Raw genomic sequence first — 19,193 nt, 5'->3', positions numbered from 1 at the left:
CCTAGCGAAAATGGTGATAAAAATGGATTTCGATATCAAGTCATTAGCCTTTTACCTGATTGAAGTAGAAGGCAGTGGAGATAACGCCAAGAAACAATATAAACCAATGGCAGTATTAGATGAAACTACATATGAAGAAAGTGCATTAAAACCTTTCCTAGACGGGGAATTGATGAAAATCACCAAAAGGAAGGTAGATCGACATCCTAAAAATGAACAAGTACCAACGAAGATTGGGAGATTCATGGTGGAACCTGGGTATGACCTTGGCTCAAACCCCAACTTTAACCAATTTAATCGGATTAAACAGGCCGAAAGCTTAGAAGCATTTTCTTCTGCGGCAGATGAAATAGCATCCACCTATACAGATACAACGGCGGTAAGAGGTGGCGTACTAATTGTCACCAGGGCTAAATTAAACAAATATTTTGATGAGCATTTTGTATTTATTTTAAAATGTGACTTTGAAACAAAAAGTCGCTTCCATCACAAATGAACAGACGCTGATTCATAATGTCCAAATGGCCATCACTACAAAAAACATGAAGTCCATCCAGTATCCGTTTATGGTAGAGGATGGAATGATAGAAGAAGGAGAATTAAAGATTCATCAGTCATCTCACTCCCGTTACTTTGAAGATTTCCTGAAGTATGTAGAATATGGAGAGTCGATGCCAGAAATCATTAAAAACCAAGTGATGGGGATGGTCCACCAAGAAATTTCCGAAACCTATCATGATGAAAGCGAAGAAAAAGAAAAAGTGGAGCAAGCAATGGAAGCCTGGGCTACATCACCGAAACGCGAACTTCAAGAACGTTGGTCCGACGAGCAAGTGATAGAAGCTTCTTCCTCTATCATTGAACAGACACCTGACATAGAACTAAGATTCAAGCTAGATCATATTTCTGTGAAAGGCTTGCTGGCAGACTTTGGTGAAAATGTTCATATAGCGAAAATCAATAACCGGTATGTGGTTCTTCTTGAAGGCGATTATCTGCAATTCGAAAAGAATGTTTCACCAGTTGAGATGTTGAAACCGAGTGAATTGACGATGATTTTAGAGCGGTTAAATAAAAAATACAGTTCCTAACCTTACTTCTAGGAATAATTTAAACAAGTTCTGAGAGAATAAGGACAAATACCTTTTAGGGGTGACCATCATGGATTGGATGTCCATCATTCGGTATGCTTGTTCTATCACCGGAATCATTTGTCTTGGCTTCACGTATAAACATATGTTAAAAAGCTCACGCGAAAAAGGGAAATCTATGGATAGGAAATAAGGAAAGTTAATTAAGAACCATATGTTCTTGTTGAAATTAAAATCCCTAGTTTATTGGTTTATCGCCGCTGTTCCTTTCCGCAAATGGCTTCGCTTTCCGCGGGACGGTGCTTGAGCCTCCTCGCTGCGCTGTGGGGTCTCAAGCTACCGTTACTCCCCCGCTGGAGTCTCCGCCATTTGCTCCAATTCACAGCTAGAAATTACGTAAAGGTTTGTTAATGCCTTTACAGTTAACTCAATTAGAAGGTTTTTGAAACTTAAGTTCAACGAAGTAACCTTGTTGATTGAAGTGGAAGGCGCGCAGACTCCCGCGGGAGGAAGGGACTGGTGAGACCCCGGAAGGCGAAGCCTGAGGAGGCTCACGGACCGCCCGCAGGCAAGCGAAGCGCCTGGAACGGAAATCAACTGGACTTATGATTATCATTAAAAAAAGGCGGGGAATATCTCCCTGCCTTCTTCTTATTTTACCGGAGTCTCGAATAATTCAATCCATTCACCATCTGGCCCTGCAAAAAAGATATATCTCGCTCCATTTGGAAGCGTCGTGATCTCCTGTTCGATAAACGTAACATCCAAGCCTTTCAACCTCTCATGCTCTGCATCTACATCATCCACTGTTAATGCTATATGATGCACTTTTCCTTCTACAGGCAAATCGTCATTATAGCCTTGAATAAGCTCTAATTCCGTTTCATCACTTTCATTAAATCCAAGAAATGCAAGCTTAATCTCCCCATTTGGATGATCTAACTGCCCCTTTAAGGAGAACCCAACTATCTTCGTATAGAATTCAATGGATGTCTGAATATCTTTCACCATAATCCCAACATGTTCTAACCGTTTAATAGCCATATTTCATCTCTCCCACCATCTATATGTTAGTTTGTTTTTAATCTTCTAATGTTTTCTACAAGGAAATTGACATACTCCTCGTCATTAACTAACCATGCTGCATATTTTCTTTTAATAAATGTTTCTGCTTCCTGAAAAGAAGAAAAAGTTGTATCCAAATACTTTTCCTTGTTTTCTACCTTCCATGTCCCGTCTTCTTTCGGTAAAAGAAACAATGTTCCTTTTTCTTTTGAATCATACAACACACCATTAGGTGATTCTTTTACATTGAAAACATTGTGAGGCGCGTCTTGTTTGAGAGGATTTAACGGGAATGCTTCCGCTACAAAAAGCTTGTACGCCTGCTCATTTAAACTACAACCAGATGCCTTAGCATGGCCTCCCCCATCAAATTTACCGGCCACTTGTGAAACGTCGACATTATCATGTATGGTTCGCAAGCTAATACGTTTACTTCCCATATTAATCATAGCTATATAGTCCAGATGGGGGTTTTCCTTCCCTAAAACGTTTCCAAGTTCCGAAAGAAATGATTCTGCGTGCACAATTCCGACCCAATAATCACCGACTGGCTTTTGAATAATCTCTCTGCGTTTTTTTCGCAAATACCTTTCCAGTTTTTGCTCTTCCATATCAAGGATTTGTGTTTCAAAATCATCAAAATCGAATTTGCCGGCACCTGTTAACTTCTGAAGCATTCTCGCTTCAAAGTCATCAATAGAAATCATGTACAAGAGGTCGTTCAACCTTTTTGCCTTTGTATTATTATTTCGATCCCATTCCCACGTATCATACTGACGTATCAATTCAACTACTTCATCTAGTGGTTCAGTTCGGGCTATTAAATCCTGCTCTAATAAATATTCATAGAATAAAGAAGTGGCACTTGTCAGTCTGCCATCCTCATATTCAACAGTAACAGAAGCCCAACTATATTCATTTAGATGCATGGCAGTTTTATGATGATCGATAAATTGAACAAATCCATCTTGCTGTTTTGCAAAATGCTCGAGTTTTTTGGCGTTCTCCTCATTTACTGATAAATCTGTTATGTATATTTGATGCCGCGGTGTTGCTTCTTCCATAAACTCCGCAACCTGATAATTTAAACTCCCTACTGAATTATAATGAACCTTAACTTTCTCGTTAAACGCAAGCTTGGCCAATATCCCGCAGCCTACCCCATCCAAGTCATTGTGTGTAAAAAGATGAATCAATTGTAGTCCCCCTTGTTCATAATGGGTAAGCATTTACACCACCCTCACTTACTTTGTATATTCTTCTCCCCAGTACTCTTTTATATGAGCATCTCTTCCTGATTCTTGACGTTCTTGTTTATATTTTTCAGGATTTTTCTTATAAAACTTTTGATGATATTCTTCTGCTTCATAAAAAGGGGTTGCCGGTTTAATTTCAGTAACAATTGGCTTTTTATATCTTCCGCTTGCTTCTAATTCCTGTTTAGTTTTCTCTGCAAGCTTTCGCTGTTCCTCATTATGATAGAAAATAGCCGTTCGGTACTGACTGCCTCTATCAAAAAATTGCCCTTCATCATCTGTCGGATCAATTTGTGGCCAGTATAACTCCAATAATTTTTCATAAGGGAAAAGTTCAGGGTTGAATTCAATCTGGACTGCTTCATAATGACCTGTTGTCCCTTTTTTTATATCTTCGTATGTAGGATTGGAGACGTTACCGCCCGTGTAACCGGAAATTACTTTTTCAATGCCAGGCATCTCGTCAAAGGGTTTGACCATACACCAAAAACATCCTCCAGCAAAGGTAGCGAGTTTTGTTTTGTTAGTTGTCATAATGTCGTATTCCTCCATCTTTAATGTGTGTTTGTTGGAATTTTACACTAACTACCTAGTAGTTACAATAACTACGCTCAAATACACCGTTATTAGTTTACATAATAATGTTATATAACACCTTATATAAATTAAATAGTCAAACATTTTAATGATGGCGTTTACAATGATTTACACTTCGCTAAGATTATTGTACGATAATTCTTTATGTGAAAAATGATCGATAGGAGTCTGATTAATAAAATGATAGAACAATTTTCAAATATTGAATTGATCAATCAGTTTTGGCTGATACTTTTCTTCCTTGTCCCTATAGTATTGGTATCAAGGATGGTTGTGGCAGGAACTAGGTTTTCCCCCATTCTTATTATTGTAATACTTGGGTTAGGATTGGGCTATTTACTTGTAAACACAGGGGTTGCGACACCTGGTTTAGTTGAATACCCTTTTATTGACCTTATGGCGAGAACTACCATTATCGCCTTGACCGTATCTTTTTTCGTAGGCGGTCAAGAACTACGAAAAATATTAGGTAATAAAGACTTGGATGTGGAAGATACGGTTGTCGTATCAGATGAAGAGACTTTCTTAGGTACTTCAAGAACACAATTTTTCTTTATCGTCCGTGCCTTCTTCCTATTATTTGGCCTAGAAGGAATCACGAGGATGATTCTTTCAGATGGTACTCAAAGTTTTGATAGTGTTTATCCATTGATTGCTTATATTGGAATTATCGGTTCCGTCCTATTTATTGATAACAAAGCTAAACTTCAGAATAAGAAGCAGTACATGAATAAAGGGATCGTAGAAATGGTAGCGATTATCCTGTTACTTGTAATTTCATATCATATTGCTATGTGGATAAAGCCAATAATTGCTTTGCCACAAATCTTCTTTGCTATGATGATTGCGGCTGCTTTAGGCGCAGTTTTCTATAATTGGAGTTTTGGACCAACCATCCGTGCATTATTGATTGCAGGTATCCCGGTTGTATTGGCGGCCAACTTTATGGTTGGTGGTTCGCGTATAGGCGACGCTTTTGCCATTGATGGGATGAATGCAGTATTGGCCTATGGATTCTTCGGCCAATTGTTCTGGATGTTTGGTGGAATTGCATTGATTATGTTCTTTGCTAAAAACGCCAATACAAGAAACCTTGCTCCTGGTATGGCAGGTTCTCTATCGCATTCTGGTTTAACAGGTGCTTGTACAGCAGGTGATTTTGGAAAAACTGCTGCAAAACGTGCTCCAATCATGATTAACATCCCGTTTTTCGGTCATATATTTGTTTTTTCTGTACTTGCTATAAGTGCAGAAAGAGGCAGTCTTTGGATACTTCCTTCTATGTTAATTGTTGCGGTCGGTGTTGGTTTAACGATACTAGCATTGGTCAACTTAAGAAAAGCTAATGGAGAGGATAAAAAAGAAGTAAAAGCATTGATGCAGTTCTCTTTCGGCTGGCAAATGTGTGCGGTATTCGGTGGATTGGCTTTACTGAGTCTAAGCACGATGTCTATTGACTACGCTGCTATGGCTCAATCTTCTGCTATTTCTCATTTTGGCTTATTTGCCGCTATTCAAGGAGAGATGTTTGGTGCTGATGCTGCCGCTTTAATCCCTTTCATTTTCTCGATGCCATTCTTGGTTCACCCGCTTGTATTCTTCATGTTTGGAAAAGCAATGGAGAACAATGGTGAGATGCCAATAAAACCTGTTTATACTTTGGCTTTACTAGGTGTTGTCGGTGTAGCTTACGCTATATTCTTTGTATAAAGCATTAAAAAGGCGATCGGTTTTGACCGAGCGCCTTTTTGTTTATTGCATTTTCTTATTATAATAGTCTACCGAATACTGGGCGCCTTCACTGACCATATTGTTATCTTGGATATCTTCTGGATCTGGGTTCCCTGCTTTTTCAATTGGCAAATCCGTTTTTCTAAATTTTAATGGCACTAGTTTATTTTTAACTTTTTTAGAGTATTGAACAATCTTTTCTCTGTATGGCTTGTATGCTAATAATCCTGCTCCGGTGAGGCTAGCGGCTCCTGCCACGATTAAAGGTTTCTTTAGTTGACGAGCATTCATCATAAACGCCTCCTGTTTAATAATTTTATCTATAAACTTGATATTCCCGACAAGATAAATACTAAACATGTAAACACGCTTAATTGAATATATTTATTTTATTTCATGCTTTGCCATTACAGCTTTTATGGCTATATAATCAACCTCGTCAGGCAAATTTTCTTTTATGGGCTTCAGCTTTTCAGTGCCCACTTCCTCGATTACTTTAATAATTTCTTCCTCATAATCTTTTGGTATAAAAGAATCCCAATCTACCTCTACACCTTCATCACTTGCACATTTAAAGAGGTGGTTCTGGATAGTGATAAGACTCATATCACGTTCCTTTGCTATTTCTTTAAAAGTCATGCCTTCTTCTTGTAACAGTCTATAAGTAAACATATGACTTGTTTCTCCTGGATTCATGGGAATGACCGGCTTTTTGACCTTTTTGGTTGTAGCTTCTTTTTTAACCGGATTTGTGTTAGACACATCTTCTCCCATAAATCTGCCTATCTCACGCAAAAACAACTCTCCATACTTCTCGAACTTTAAAGATCCTACCCCTTTAATATCCATCATGGCAGATTCGTCTTTCGGGAGAACCTCGCTCATTTCTCTTAACGTGCTGTCAGAGAAAATAACATAGGGAGGTACACCCTCTTCTTTTGATAAGTTTCTTCGTAACTCACGTAACATCTCAAACAATTCATTATCTTCCACGACAGATTTAACTTGCTCTTTCACTTTAAAAAGGACTTTTTCTTTTCCTTTTAAAACAGGAACAGCACGTGCACCTAATTTTACGATAGGATATTGCCCTTCAGTAAGGATTAAATATCCCTCTGCAATCAAAATATTAATAAGGTCTACCAATTCCTTTTCTGTATAGCTATTCATTAATCCGTAGGTTGGCAAGCTATCAAAACGGAATTGTTGGATACGCTTATCTTTTGAACCTTTTAACACTTTAGCAACCAAGATCGCCCCAAATCTTTCATTCATTCGATGAATACAGCTAAATATCTTCTGTGCTTCAAGTGTAATATCCTGCTCAACGAAGTCTGAGGAACAGTTACTGCACTTGCCGCAAATGAGATTTGTCTCTTGACCAAAATAGTTTACTATATATGCTTGCAGGCAACGTTGCGTATAGCTATAATCCATCATCGCTTGAAGCTTTTTATATTCCTGCATCTTGCGTTCTGGTGAGCGGATGCTCTCTTCGATTAAAAACTTCTGAATCTGGATATCCCTGGCATTGAATAGGAGAATGCACTCACTTTCTTCTCCATCCCTCCCTGCTCTTCCGGCTTCTTGATAATAAGACTCTACATTTTTCGGCATATTGTAATGAATAACAAACCTTACATTAGACTTATCTATCCCCATGCCAAACGCATTTGTGGCTACCATCAGTTTGAGGCGGTCATGAAGAAAATCTTCCTGATATTCTTTCCGTTCCTCTTCTGAAAGACCTGCATGATACTTACCAATCTTGTAACCTTTCTTAGTCAAGGAGGAGAATATCTGATCGACTTCTTTTCTGGTCGTTGCATAGATTATCCCCGATTCTTCCTTGTTCGCTTTCAGGAATTTTTCTAAATAATTGTCCTTATTTTGCCCGCGTAAGACAGAAAATGTCAGGTTATCCCTTGAAAAGCCGGTTACATATGTATGTTCTGGGGTTATACCAAGCATTAATTGGATGTCTTCTATAACCTGTTCCGTTGCTGTCGCTGTAAAAGCGGTTATGATTGGGTTTCCTGGTATCCGTTTGATAAAGGAACCCACTTCACGATAGCTTGGCCTAAAATCGTGCCCCCATTGGGACATACAATGCGCTTCATCAATTGCAACAATCGAAACCTCAATAGCTGATAAAATCGATTGAAATTCATAGCTTTCGAGTCTTTCTGGTGCAAGGTATAACAATTTAATTTCGCCGTGTTCTACCTGTTGAACTCTTTCTCTAATTTCTCCTGCGTTCAATGAACTATTAATATATGTCGCCTGTACTCCGGCATTAAGTAAGGAATCCACTTGGTCTTTCATTAAAGAGATTAAGGGGGAGATGACAATCGTCAGGCCACTTGCTAGGAGAGCTGGCACTTGATAGCAAATAGACTTCCCTCCGCCTGTAGGCATTACTCCTAGTGTATTGGATTCATTTAAAATACTTCCAATAATTTTTTTCTGGCCAGGTCTAAAATCTTCATAGCCAAAGTATTCTTTCAATATAATTTTTCCTTGTTCGTACATAGTACACCTCGTTTAATATGGAAAATGTTTTTGAAGGTTATTGGAGTTAGATAGATGAAGGAGTATTCTTAGTTTCCATTTCATTTTAACTGAACAAAGGGTGACCTGCAACCAAAGTGAGGTTGACTCAAATAACCGTTATGGATGATGAAAATTCTTTTCCCTTGCATTTTATTATCAGAATGTTTAAAATTCATTATACAATAGGTTGTCTAACCTCTTTTTTTCGTTTTAAATTGTATGCGCTTACATATTGAGGTTTTGAATGATAATCTATTAATCTATTTCGAGGAGGAATTTTCAAATGATTTATGCTAACCCAGGTGAAAAAGATTCAAAAGTTACTTATAAAAATCGATATGACAACTATATTGGTGGCGAATGGGTTGCTCCAGTCAAAGGTGAATACTTTGAAAACGTCACTCCTGTTACAGGTCAAGTATTTTGTGAAGTTGCCCGTTCTACTGCAGAAGATATTGAATTGGCATTAGATGCAGCACATAAAGCAAAGTCAGCTTGGGGACAAACTTCCGTAGCTGAAAGAGCTAACATTCTTAATAAAATTGCTGACCGTATGGAAGAAAACTTGGAGATGCTGGCAGTTGCGGAAACGTGGGAGAACGGAAAACCAGTTCGTGAAACGATGGCAGCAGACCTCCCTCTTGCGGTTGATCACTTTAGATATTTTGCAGGTTGTATTAGAGCTCAAGAAGGCTCTCTTGGAGAAATTGATAATGACACGATTGCTTACCACTTCCATGAACCGCTTGGAGTAGTTGGTCAAATTATCCCATGGAACTTCCCATTATTAATGGCCACTTGGAAGCTAGCTCCAGCTCTTGCTGCTGGTAACTGTGTCGTGTTAAAGCCTGCTGAGCAGACACCTGCTTCCATCATGGTACTAACAGAACTGATTTCAGATCTTCTCCCTCCAGGCGTGTTGAATATTGTAAATGGATTCGGTGTTGAAGCTGGAAAACCTTTGGCCTCCAGTGACCGTATTGCAAAGATTGCCTTTACTGGAGAGACGACAACAGGACGACTTATTATGCAATATGCTTCTCAAAACATTATTCCAGTAACGCTTGAGCTTGGAGGAAAGTCTCCAAACATCTTCTTTGAAGACGTATTGGCTGCCGATGATGATTTCTTTGATAAAGCAGTCGAAGGCTTTGTTATGTTTGCACTCAACCAAGGAGAAGTATGTACATGCCCTTCCCGTGCCCTGATTCATGAATCTATTTATGATAAGTTTATGGAGCGTGCACTTGAGCGAGTATCTCAGATCAAACAAGGTAACCCTCTTGATACGGAAACGATGATAGGTGCTCAGGCCTCGTCTGAACAGTTAGAGAAAATCCTCTCCTATCTCGAAATTGGGAAAGAAGAAGGTGCAGAGCTTCTTGCTGGTGGGGAACGAAATATGCTTGAAGGCGACCTTGCGAATGGTTATTATGTGAAACCTACCGTTTTTAAAGGCAATAATAAGATGAGAATTTTCCAGGAAGAGATTTTTGGACCAGTAGTGTCTGTGACCACGTTCAAAACGCCGGAAGAAGCTTTGGAAATTGCGAATAATAGTCTTTACGGTCTTGGAGCAGGAGTTTGGACTAGAGACGTTAATACTGCCTATCGTTTTGGTCGCCAAATTGAAGCAGGTCGCGTGTGGACAAACTGCTATCATGCCTACCCTGCCAACGCGGCATTTGGTGGATACAAAATGAGTGGAATCGGCCGTGAAAACCATAAGATGATGCTTTCCCACTACCAGCAAACGAAGAATCTTTTAGTAAGCTACAGTCCAAAAAAATTAGGATTCTTTTAAAATGGAAAAAGTACTGGCTACCGAAGCTGCCCTTGAACTGATTGAAAAGCTAGTAGGCAAACATGGACCTGTACTATTCCATCAATCTGGGGGCTGTTGCGATGGCAGCTCTCCTATGTGCTATCCAAAAGAAGACTTTATGATTGGAGATTCTGATGTTCTTCTTGGCGAAATAGGCTGTGCTCCCTTCTACATGAATAAAAAGCAGTATGAGTATTGGAAACATACACAGCTAATTATTGATGTTGTACCTGGAAGAGGTGGCATGTTCTCCCTAGAAGGTCCAGAAGGTGTGCGTTTCCTAACCAGATCAAAAGTTTTCCCAAAATAACGAAAGGCGTCCGCTTATGGACGCCTTTTTCCAAAGTTATGGAAGTATATATACACAGTTGATTTCCGTTCCAGGCGCTTCGCTTGCCTGCGGGCGTCTACGCGCCTTCCACTCCAATCAACAAGGTGCGCCTTCATTCACCTTAAGGCCAAAAAGCTATTTTACCGAGGGAACTGAAAAAACTCTAATTTAACGTAATTTCCAGCTGTGGATTGGAGCAAATGGCAAAGACTCCTGCGGGGGGTAACGGTAGGTTGAGACCCCGCAACGAAGTGAGGAGGCTCAAGCACTGTCCCGCGGAAAGCGACGCCATTTGCGGAAAGGAACAGCTACGATTTACCAAGAATAAATAAAACCGGGCAGATTAACAATTTGCCCGGCTTTATTTATTTCGTGCTTTTCAGTGACTGTGGTGGCTCTTCCATCCAGCCGTTCTTAACCATCAACTTTCCGCCATCTTTGGCATAATCAAATATATCTTTTGCAATTAAAGTCATCTTCATTGGTAGATCCGATCGAAGGCTAAACGATGTGCCAAGAGCATTACTTGTTAGACCAAAACTGCTGAGCAAGTTTGTAAGGTACATCATGAGCTTCTCTGAGTATGGGGATTCAGTTGACAGGGTAGGATTTCCCCAAGCAACTATCGGTGGCTGAATATCACTTTTTAGGAGTGTATCACTGAAAGTATCAATTATTTGTTTAGCCAGGTCTTTCCCTTTTTCTAAATACTTTTTCACTTCTTTGTCCTTGCTTACCTGCTCAAACCCTCTTAACAACTGAAAGCCAAGTACATTAGTTTCAATACCTTGATACAAAAGGGAAACTTCAATAGCATTCAACGGCCTCTTTTCACTGAAAATATTAAAGCCTGCCATATAGCCTTCTCCCTTTACAAACTCCACCTTTTCAGGCATAGGAATCATTGGCGGACGAGTGAGTACCCCATCTTTCAATAAGAACTGAGTCGTTTCGTTATATGTATTTTGAGCTACGTCAAAAAATCGTTTGTATAAATCAGTTACGTCTTGTCGGTATGACATACTAATATGCAAAGCATTGAGACCGATGGTTATTTTCATCATCACTCTTAGGAAAAGTGCATCGAAATACTGGTCATACAATGGCTTCGTGGACGGTTTTACATCGCTTTCGACATATCCAACAGGCACCACAATCTTTTCTTGCTTAAAAAGTGCCGTTAATTCATTGATAAAATTTATTTCTTGATTGTAGTAGGTTTGAACCAAATTGTGTACTTCTTCATTTTGTTTGTTCGCAAGAAAATGCTCTAAAAGCCTCGCAAGCATCGTTTTATGTTGATACGTCATCCACAAATTACCTATTTCAGACGATGACAATTGCTTATCCATTTAGACTTGCCCCTCCCAAGATTAATTTTTTTTAGTATGTCCCACAAAAGTATTAAAAAATCGTCTCTTTTTAAAAAAGTAGACAACCCTCTCCCCTCCCATGCATACACATCTAAGTAGAAGACAAGCAAAGGAAAGGGTGAGTTTCACATGAAATTTTTTGTGATTAAAAAAAGTTTCCTCATTACGGTTGTACTCTGTATAATCGCTGGATTAGGCGGATGGTATGTTGTTAACAATGGGGTAGTACCAACAACAGGTAAACCCTCTGAAGAAGAAAATCTGGTATTTAATATGATTACTTCTGAATTTAAGACGAAATTGGATGACGGTACGGAAATAGAAGCATACCGTTTTGACCCTGGTACGATTACCGTACCAAAAGGCAAAGAAATTACATTAAGTATTTTTGGAGTAAATGGCAGTGAACATCCATATTCCATTGAAGGAACAGATATTAACGGGGTTATAAAAAAAGGCGAGGAAACTCTTATCAATGTAAGTTTTGACAAAGCTGGAGTATATAAACTCATCTGTTCCACTCATTCTCACCATAACGGACATCATAGTCCTCCAATGGTGGCTTATATTTACGTTTATTAGATCCAAAATGACCAGTCAAGATGTAGACTGGTCATTTTTATTTTTATATTTAATGCTTCTATAGTAAATGAATCTTTTGCAACGCCCTCAATTAATGGTATAATTTCAACGACATTAATTTTGGAGGAAACTAATTACATGCTTACAGTTACGAATATAGGATTACGCTATGGCGATCGAAAGTTATTTGAAGATGTTAATATAAAATTCACCCCTGGCAACTGCTACGGGTTAATTGGCGCAAATGGTGCAGGTAAATCAACGTTCTTAAAGATTCTTTCCGGTGAAGTGGAAGCTCAAACCGGGGATGTTTCCATGAATAAGGATGAGCGTATGGCTATCCTTAAGCAGAACCACTTTGAATATGAGGAACATGAAGTTCTTAAAGTGGTAATCATGGGACATAGCCGTCTTTATGAAGTGATGCAGGAAAAAGATGCTATCTATATGAAAGAAGACTTTTCAGATGAAGATGGTATGAGAGCTGCAGAGCTTGAAGGTGAATTTGCTGAATTGAATGGTTGGGAAGCAGAATCAGAAGCAGCAATCCTTCTAAAAGGTTTAGGAATTTCTGAAGATCTTCATACAAAGAAAATGGCCGACATCACTGGTGGCGAAAAGGTAAAAGTACTATTGGCGCAAGCTCTATTTGGTAAACCTGATGTATTATTACTAGATGAGCCTACCAACCACTTGGACATTAAAGCAATTCAATGGTTAGAAGAGTTCCTTATCAACTTTGAGAATACAGTCATTGTTGTATCCCATGACCGTCACTTCTTAAACAAAGTTTGTACACATATTGCTGACTTGGATTATGGAAAGATTCAAATCTATGTCGGTAACTATGACTTCTGGTATGAGTCCAGTCAGCTTGCATCCAGAATGGCATCTGATGTGAACCGTAAAAAAGAAGAAAAAATTAAAGAGCTTCAAGCCTTTATTGCCCGATTTAGTGCTAATGCTTCTAAATCCAAACAGGCAACATCCCGTAAGAAACTTTTAGATAAAATTTCTCTAGATGATATCAGGCCTTCATCCCGTCGTTATCCTTACGTAAATTTCACGCCGGAACGTGAAATTGGAAATGACCTTTTACGTGTCGAAGGTTTAAATAAAACGATTGATGGCGTAAAAGTATTGGATAATGTAAGTTTTATCATGAACAAAGATGATAAAATTGCCCTTGTTGGTGGAAATGAAATTGCAAATACTACTCTTTTGAAAATTATCTCTGGTGAGATGGAAGCAGATAGTGGAACATTTAAATGGGGAATCACTACTACCCAAGCTTACTTCCCAAGAGACAACTCAAAGTTTTTTGAAGGTGTGGACATGAACCTTGTGGATTGGTTACGTCAGTATTCGCCTAATGACCAAACCGAGAGCTTCTTACGCGGCTTCCTTGGCAGAATGCTATTCTCTGGTGAAGAAGTAATGAAAAAAGCAAGTGTGCTATCCGGAGGGGAAAAAGTACGTTGTATGCTTTCTAAAATGATGCTTTCAGGGTCAAACGTACTATTGCTTGATGACCCTACAAACCACTTGGATTTAGAATCTATTACTGCTCTAAATAATGGATTAATCAATTTCAAGGGCTCCATTATTTTCACGTCTCATGATCATCAGTTCATCGAAACGATTGCAAATAGAATCATTGAAATCACACCAAAAGGAATGGTTGATAAACAAATGACGTACGATGAATATTTAGAGGATGCAAGTGTACAACAGCAATTAGCTGATCTTCATTCCTAAAGTTGTTAAAGGCCCTTTTTCTAAAGGGCTTTTTTCAAATTGTGAAACCTTCTTAACATTGTTTCGTATTAGTATTATTCACCATTTACTTATATAATTAATAGGTCGATTACATTTAGAATGAATGAGGTGTAGGAATGCCGCAAACGAAGTGGTTTAAAGTTGGCTATGGAATTATTGTCATACTGTTAATTATTTTCTTAGCATCACTAGTAGATTTTATCTTCACCCCTCTCACCGTGATGATAAGCACGTTATTTGCACCAATTATTCTTGCAGGTGTCATGTATTATTTACTAAGACCACTTGTTAATCTTGCGGATCGCTATATACCAAGAGCGTTGGCAATCTTAAGTATTTACCTTATGTTTATTGGACTTATAACTTTACTTTTGTTCCTTATTGGTCCTACTCTACAACAACAGGTTAATAGTCTTGTAAAGAATACACCGGAAATAATTAATGATATTAGAGATTACACAATTGAATTACAAGAAAATGAATATATTGCAAGGTTTCAGCAGGATGAACGTTTCTCCTTGGAGGAAATTTCAGGGAAGATTGCTGATAACCTGAATGCATATGTTACTGCGTTCGGCTCAAATGTAGTAAATGTCATCAGCGCCATTACTGGATTCCTTATTCTGCTGGTAGTTATTCCTTTTGTTTTATTCTACATGTTAAAAGATGGGGAACGATTACCTGATCAAGTATTAAAATTCATACCTCGTCAACATGAACGTGAAGGTAGAAATGTACTGAAAGACATGGATATTGCTTTGAGTTCCTATATTCAAGGACAAATCATTGTTAGTGTGTTTGTTGGGGTGTTAATCTATATCGGGTTTTTGATAATCGGACTTGAGTATTCATTGGTACTGGCTTTAATCGCTATGTTTACTAATGTCATTCCATTTATCGGTCCATTTATTGGTACCATTCCAAGTGTTATCGTAGCATTTTTCGACAGACCAATAATGGCTTTATGGGTACTGTTAGTCGTAGTAATTGTTCAGCAAATAGAAAGTAATTTTATCTCTCCTCAAGTAATGGGTAAAAAATTGGATGTACATCCATTGACAATCATTTTGTTGCTACTAGTTGCAAGTAAATTTGCTGGCTTGCTCGGCCTACTGCTTGCTGTACCAACCTACGCAGTTTCAAAAGTAATTGTCCTCCATACCATTCGGTTTATTAAACTAAGAAAAGTAAAAGTTACGGAAGATTCGCTTCTATAAATAAGGTAAAAGCATGTCATGCAAAGTGGATTTCACTTTCATGTCATGCTTTTTTATTGGAAAAATAGCCTTATAGTTGTTATGATGAATGTAGAACGATTTAGTTTAGTTCATTAAACAACAAAAGTGAGATGATAAAAATGGCGCAAACACATACCTTTTCAAAAGGAGAAGAAATTGCAAATACAGTCACACACGGGATTGGAATTTTAACGAGTATTGCAGCACTTGTTTTGTTGATTGTGTTCTCTGCAATTAACGGTACTCCCCTTCACCTGGCTACTTTCATTGTTTATGGTATAACCATGATTATGCTTTATACAGCCTCTACATTATTACATGCATTGCCTAAGGGAAAGGCCAAGAACGTTTTTGAAATACTTGATCATTCCTCCATTTACTTTTTTATTGCGGGAAGCTACACTCCCATTACTCTTATAATTATGGATGGTACCCTAGGTTGGACACTTTTTGGAATAGTATGGGGACTGGCAATAGCGGGAACGGTCTTTAAAGTGTTTTTTGTAAAAAGGTTTATTTTGGCTTCTACCCTTCTGTATGTATTGATGGGCTGGCTTGCTGTATTTGGTTGGAATGATATTACTTCTACTGTCGGGACTGGAGGTATTGCCTTTCTTGTTGCTGGTGGGGTTGTTTATAGTTTAGGAGCTGTTTTTTATGTGTGGCGGGCTTTTCCGTATCATCATGCGGTTTGGCATGTTTTTGTGTTAGGCGGAACTATACTGCATTTCTTTTTTGTTTTGTTATATGTGTTACCTATACAATAAGCTGTCCAGGAACCTGGACAGCTTTTTTTAGATTATCTTAATAAGTTGTAAATCTAAATATTTTCTGAAGACGGTACATGGCTTTTTTTACAATAGGCATGTCATCTTTATAGGTTTCATATGGGAGAGTGTACATCTCGTCTTCATTGCTCCATAGCCTTAAAAAGTAATCGTCCATATCCTTCATTACCTGTTCGTTGTTATTGGCAGTTATCTTTATATCAGTTTCTAAATTAAGATCATAAAGATTTCTTCTTGTGAAGTTTGCAGAACCACCGATAATAGTAGATTCTTCAGCCCGATTAAAATAAATCATTTTAGGGTGGTATTGCTCACCCTGGGTATTGTACCACCTTAATTCAATATTCCCTTGTCCTTCTTCTACCATTTCTGCTGCAACTGGACGATTTGGAAGACCAATTTTCTGTTGGCCAAATGCATGTTCATTAGGGTCAAGAATTAAATTCACCGTTACTCCCCGATTTGCAGCAGCAATTAGTTCCTCGATGATCTTTCTTTCCGCAAGATAGAACATCCCTACCCAGATTTCTTCCTTATCTTTGGATTTTTTTATTTCTTCTAGAACATGATCTAATATTTTTCTTTCCGTTAACAGCTGAACTGCAATGTCACCTTTCTCCGCCTGTCCAGTGTACTTTGGTAAAGTGCCTCCCCCAGAAAAATCAAGGATTGCCTGTTCTGTTTTTAAAATATCATTAATAATGTTTCCAGAAACTTCAAATGCTGTATTAGAATGCAATCCGCTGGCATCATGTGGATTTGCTGATGAGATGATGGCGGTTTTATCTGTTGCAACTACCTTTCTGTGGTTAGCTTTAATATTTAAGAGTTTTAAATAAGAGCGCATGGTTGTCTCAGGTGCATCTTTGGCCATCGGGTTTTTGATCCAACCTGAACCACCTTGACCGAACCATTGAAACAACACTCGCCAGACACCCGAGTAAAGCGGATTTGAATCACGTAGAACCTTTACATTTGTCTCAATTACTCTAATTCCATTATCCTTAAGGGTTGAGAGCTCTTCCGCTTCATGTGACCCGTAAGTCGTATTAATTTCATCTGTTATAAATACAATGTCCATATCTGGATTTTCATTCTTCTTGGAAATAATACTTTCCATTAAATTGGAACTTAACGGAGGGTAATCCATTTCTCCATCATGATATCCGTTGAATAAAAACATGTCTATTACGATAAATTCTTCTGCTTCATCTATCACTTCATATATACGGTCAAATATCGCATGTTCCTTCTGAAAGTCATCCTTTTTACCGTATGTAATATCATAGAGGAAATCAACTTCTGAAACGTAGTGAATGTCTCCTTCAAACGAAACCCCTTCCGGCAAAGGCTTATAACTGTGATAGACACTTGTGAGTATGACAATAAAAATGAGTACTAGAATAAAAGTCAGCATTTTATTTTTCTTTATATAGTTTTTCATCTTGTTTTCTTCCCCCTACAATAGTGGCAAATGACCAACTAAAATCCTTCTTATTTCTTTAATTAATCAAACGATAAATCTAGTCTAATCAGTTGGTCATCTTCTGGGCCAGGGTTTCCCCTTCCATCTGTGTTATTGGTTATAAAATAAACGGAATCCCCCTCCTTCCACACATCTCTAATTCGTCCGTTTTCTTTCCATAATACAGATTGTTGCTTGGAGTTAATGTCAAAAGCTCTCACCATTTCGCCTCTTAAGCTTGCTGCATACAGAATTCCGTTCTCGGCGAAAATGCCAGATGGAGCCCAAGTATCCGTACCAGAGTGAAACAATGGCGCTTCTACTTCTTCCGTATGGTCCTCTCCTGTATAAATTGGCCATCCATAGTTCTTCCCTTTTTTAATAAGGTTGATCTCATCGAATGCAGAAGGCCCATGCTCTGATGCGTACATCTCACCGGTCTCGCTGTCCCATGATATCCCTTGAGGATTTCGATGCCCGTAACTGTACACATAAGATCCTGGGAATGGATTATCCTCAGGTACCGTACCATCCAGATTCATGCGGAGAATGCTGCCTGTTAGCAACTCTTGATTTTGTGCAGAATCAGGTTCATTGGCATCTCCAACTGTTACATATAACTTGTCATCAGGCCCGATTTTTACCCGGCCGCCGTTATGAAAAATTGCGCCATCGATGTCTTCCAAGAGGACTCCTGTTTCCTTCCAGGCTGACCCGTCGTAGTTCAACATTACAATTCTATTCTTCACTGCCTCTTCCGTCCCATATGTATAATAAGCAAACGCGAGTCCGTTCTCCTGAAAGTCAGGGTGAAGTTCCATGCCAAGCAATCCACCCTCCCCATATACCAATAACGGCTTATCAAGCTGAACATCTTCCCTCGTCATGCCCTTATCTATTTTTACAATCTTCCCAGTTCTTTCTGTTATGAAAAAAGTATCTCCTGATTTCGTTATGGACCAAGGCACGTTTAATTTGGTCGCTATTACTTCTTTGTTATCAACGCTAAATTGCTGAGTTTTCTCATCCTTGTCAGGGGTTGCGTTCGTTTCCTGTACTTCATTGCTATTTTCCGGTTCCACCATAGGATTACAACCTGTGATAAAAACACACAACATGGTAATAGTTAACATGAAATTTTTCAAAAAAGTCACCTCTTTACTCTTTTCCCCTCATCTTTCAAGTCTAATCCAAATAACGAATGAAAATACAAAAAAACAAGACGTGTGTGCGCCTTGTTTCATTAAATGTTATGCTTTTTCAAAATAGGTTTTATAATATCCGCCAATATGGCCGCTGTTGTCTTTTACGAAAATAAATTCTTCCGTTTCATTTTTCACTTCGTACGTTTGTCCGACAGTCAGCATATTGCTCACTAGATATTTTTTTGCGTCTGTATGTACACACTTTACATGCTGTACCGTTTCTTTTTTATCCCAAGAATTATGTATCATTTGTTTTGCACCTCCACTGTTATCTCTCAACTATTTTACCTCATCTTTTATCAATGAACAAACAC

Annotated in this window: 16 protein-coding genes and 1 pseudogene; 8 read left to right on the top strand and 9 right to left on the bottom strand. The window is 38.5% G+C overall.

Translation table 11 applies throughout. The annotated features are described in order from the left end of the window. Positions 1–22: 22 nt before the first annotated feature. Positions 23–1,091 (top strand): annotated as a pseudogene (locus tag M313_RS25985) (DUF3900 domain-containing protein). A gap of 651 nt (positions 1,092–1,742) precedes the next feature. Here M313_RS25985 and M313_RS0119870 read toward each other — a convergent pair. The 3 genes from M313_RS0119870 to msrA are packed head-to-tail and all read right to left on the bottom strand — an operon-like array spanning position 1,743 to position 3,946. Beyond that, positions 1,743–2,135 (bottom strand): VOC family protein, encoded by a 393-nt coding sequence (locus tag M313_RS0119870; protein WP_010199420.1) that lies wholly within the window; start codon positions 2,133–2,135, stop codon positions 1,743–1,745. Positions 2,136–2,161: 26 nt separating this feature from the next. Then, a complete protein-coding gene (locus M313_RS0119865) occupies positions 2,162–3,352 on the bottom strand; it encodes a DHH family phosphoesterase (protein WP_029326612.1) in 1,191 nt (396 codons plus the stop codon). A gap of 48 nt (positions 3,353–3,400) precedes the next feature. Next, a complete protein-coding gene (gene msrA, locus M313_RS0119860) occupies positions 3,401–3,946 on the bottom strand; it encodes a peptide-methionine (S)-S-oxide reductase MsrA (protein WP_010199413.1) in 546 nt (181 codons plus the stop codon). Positions 3,947–4,189: 243 nt separating this feature from the next. On the opposite strand from msrA, the gene M313_RS0119855 reads away from it, so the two are divergent. Then, the gene (locus tag M313_RS0119855) at positions 4,190–5,719 is read left to right on the top strand and encodes a hypothetical protein (protein WP_010199411.1); all 1,530 of its coding nucleotides are present in this window, start codon (positions 4,190–4,192) and stop codon (positions 5,717–5,719) included. Between the two features lie 42 nt (positions 5,720–5,761). Here M313_RS0119855 and M313_RS0119850 read toward each other — a convergent pair whose 3' ends face one another. Both M313_RS0119850 and recQ read right to left on the bottom strand, forming a co-directional pair. Then, entirely contained in the window at positions 5,762–6,034 is a 273-nt protein-coding gene (locus M313_RS0119850; protein WP_148966218.1) for a YbyB family protein, read from the bottom strand. Positions 6,035–6,124: 90 nt separating this feature from the next. Further along, the gene (gene recQ, locus M313_RS0119845; RefSeq protein WP_010199406.1) at positions 6,125–8,272 is read right to left on the bottom strand and encodes a DNA helicase RecQ; all 2,148 of its coding nucleotides are present in this window, start codon (positions 8,270–8,272) and stop codon (positions 6,125–6,127) included. 304 nt (positions 8,273–8,576) lie between these two features. On the opposite strand from recQ, the gene adh reads away from it, so the two are divergent. Further along, positions 8,577–10,097 carry an aldehyde dehydrogenase gene (gene adh, locus M313_RS0119840; RefSeq protein WP_010199405.1) on the top strand — a complete coding sequence of 507 codons (1,521 nt, stop codon included), beginning with the start codon at positions 8,577–8,579 and terminating at the stop codon, positions 10,095–10,097. Position 10,098: 1 nt separating this feature from the next. Further along, positions 10,099–10,428 carry a DUF779 domain-containing protein gene (locus M313_RS0119835; protein ID WP_010199403.1) on the top strand — a complete coding sequence of 110 codons (330 nt, stop codon included), beginning with the start codon at positions 10,099–10,101 and terminating at the stop codon, positions 10,426–10,428. Between the two features lie 386 nt (positions 10,429–10,814). On the opposite strand, the gene M313_RS0119830 is transcribed toward M313_RS0119835, so the two are convergent. Beyond that, positions 10,815–11,801 carry a DUF3231 family protein gene (locus M313_RS0119830; RefSeq protein WP_010199401.1) on the bottom strand — a complete coding sequence of 329 codons (987 nt, stop codon included), beginning with the start codon at positions 11,799–11,801 and terminating at the stop codon, positions 10,815–10,817. A gap of 150 nt (positions 11,802–11,951) precedes the next feature. Between M313_RS0119830 and M313_RS0119825 the strand changes: the two genes are divergently transcribed. The 4 genes from M313_RS0119825 to trhA all read left to right on the top strand — a co-directional run bounded on the left by M313_RS0119825 (position 11,952) and on the right by trhA (position 16,188). Beyond that, the gene (locus M313_RS0119825) at positions 11,952–12,404 is read left to right on the top strand and encodes a cupredoxin domain-containing protein (protein ID WP_010199400.1); all 453 of its coding nucleotides are present in this window, start codon (positions 11,952–11,954) and stop codon (positions 12,402–12,404) included. Between the two features lie 138 nt (positions 12,405–12,542). Continuing rightward, positions 12,543–14,162: an ABC-F family ATP-binding cassette domain-containing protein gene (locus tag M313_RS0119820; protein ID WP_010199399.1), complete on the top strand. Its 1,620-nt coding sequence runs from the start codon at positions 12,543–12,545 to the stop codon at positions 14,160–14,162. Positions 14,163–14,299: 137 nt separating this feature from the next. Beyond that, positions 14,300–15,400, top strand: a complete 1,101-nt coding sequence (locus tag M313_RS0119815; RefSeq protein ID WP_010199398.1) for an AI-2E family transporter — start codon at positions 14,300–14,302, stop codon at positions 15,398–15,400. A 140-nt stretch (positions 15,401–15,540) separates the two neighbouring features. Beyond that, positions 15,541–16,188 (top strand): PAQR family membrane homeostasis protein TrhA, encoded by a 648-nt coding sequence (gene trhA / locus M313_RS0119810; protein WP_010199396.1) that lies wholly within the window; start codon positions 15,541–15,543, stop codon positions 16,186–16,188. Between the two features lie 37 nt (positions 16,189–16,225). Here trhA and M313_RS0119805 read toward each other — a convergent pair whose 3' ends face one another. The 3 genes from M313_RS0119805 to M313_RS0119795 form a co-directional block, all read right to left on the bottom strand. After that, positions 16,226–17,653 (bottom strand): phospholipase D family protein, encoded by a 1,428-nt coding sequence (locus tag M313_RS0119805; RefSeq protein WP_010199395.1) that lies wholly within the window; start codon positions 17,651–17,653, stop codon positions 16,226–16,228. 62 nt (positions 17,654–17,715) lie between these two features. After that, positions 17,716–18,819 carry a PQQ-dependent sugar dehydrogenase gene (locus M313_RS0119800; RefSeq protein WP_010199393.1) on the bottom strand — a complete coding sequence of 368 codons (1,104 nt, stop codon included), beginning with the start codon at positions 18,817–18,819 and terminating at the stop codon, positions 17,716–17,718. Between the two features lie 105 nt (positions 18,820–18,924). Beyond that, complete coding sequence (locus M313_RS0119795; RefSeq protein ID WP_010199386.1) at positions 18,925–19,128, bottom strand: DUF6501 family protein; 204 nt, start codon at positions 19,126–19,128, stop codon at positions 18,925–18,927. Positions 19,129–19,193 lie beyond the last annotated feature (65 nt).

It is taken from the genome of Bacillus sp. m3-13 (assembly GCF_000175075.1).
GTDB classification, from domain to species: domain Bacteria; phylum Bacillota; class Bacilli; order Bacillales; family Bacillaceae_I; genus Sutcliffiella_A; species Sutcliffiella_A horikoshii_C.
The sequence above is the reverse complement of the archived record's forward strand: the minus strand, read 5'-3'. Positions and strand labels throughout refer to the sequence as shown.

Coding starts and splice junctions, on each gene's coding strand:
- M313_RS0119820 (WP_010199399.1), top strand. CDS start 12,543: ATGCTTACAGTTACGAATATAGGATTACGCTATGGCGATCGAAAGTTA.
- trhA (WP_010199396.1), top strand. CDS start 15,541: ATGGCGCAAACACATACCTTTTCAAAAGGAGAAGAAATTGCAAATACA.
- msrA (WP_010199413.1), bottom strand. CDS start 3,946: ATGACAACTAACAAAACAAAACTCGCTACCTTTGCTGGAGGATGTTTT.
- adh (WP_010199405.1), top strand. CDS start 8,577: ATGATTTATGCTAACCCAGGTGAAAAAGATTCAAAAGTTACTTATAAA.
- M313_RS0119850 (WP_148966218.1), bottom strand. CDS start 6,034: ATGATGAATGCTCGTCAACTAAAGAAACCTTTAATCGTGGCAGGAGCC.
- M313_RS0119835 (WP_010199403.1), top strand. CDS start 10,099: ATGGAAAAAGTACTGGCTACCGAAGCTGCCCTTGAACTGATTGAAAAG.
- M313_RS0119855 (WP_010199411.1), top strand. CDS start 4,190: ATGATAGAACAATTTTCAAATATTGAATTGATCAATCAGTTTTGGCTG.
- M313_RS0119825 (WP_010199400.1), top strand. CDS start 11,952: ATGAAATTTTTTGTGATTAAAAAAAGTTTCCTCATTACGGTTGTACTC.
- M313_RS0119815 (WP_010199398.1), top strand. CDS start 14,300: ATGCCGCAAACGAAGTGGTTTAAAGTTGGCTATGGAATTATTGTCATA.
- M313_RS0119805 (WP_010199395.1), bottom strand. CDS start 17,653: ATGAAAAACTATATAAAGAAAAATAAAATGCTGACTTTTATTCTAGTA.
- M313_RS0119830 (WP_010199401.1), bottom strand. CDS start 11,801: ATGGATAAGCAATTGTCATCGTCTGAAATAGGTAATTTGTGGATGACG.
- M313_RS0119795 (WP_010199386.1), bottom strand. CDS start 19,128: ATGATACATAATTCTTGGGATAAAAAAGAAACGGTACAGCATGTAAAG.
- M313_RS0119870 (WP_010199420.1), bottom strand. CDS start 2,135: ATGGCTATTAAACGGTTAGAACATGTTGGGATTATGGTGAAAGATATT.
- recQ (WP_010199406.1), bottom strand. CDS start 8,272: ATGTACGAACAAGGAAAAATTATATTGAAAGAATACTTTGGCTATGAA.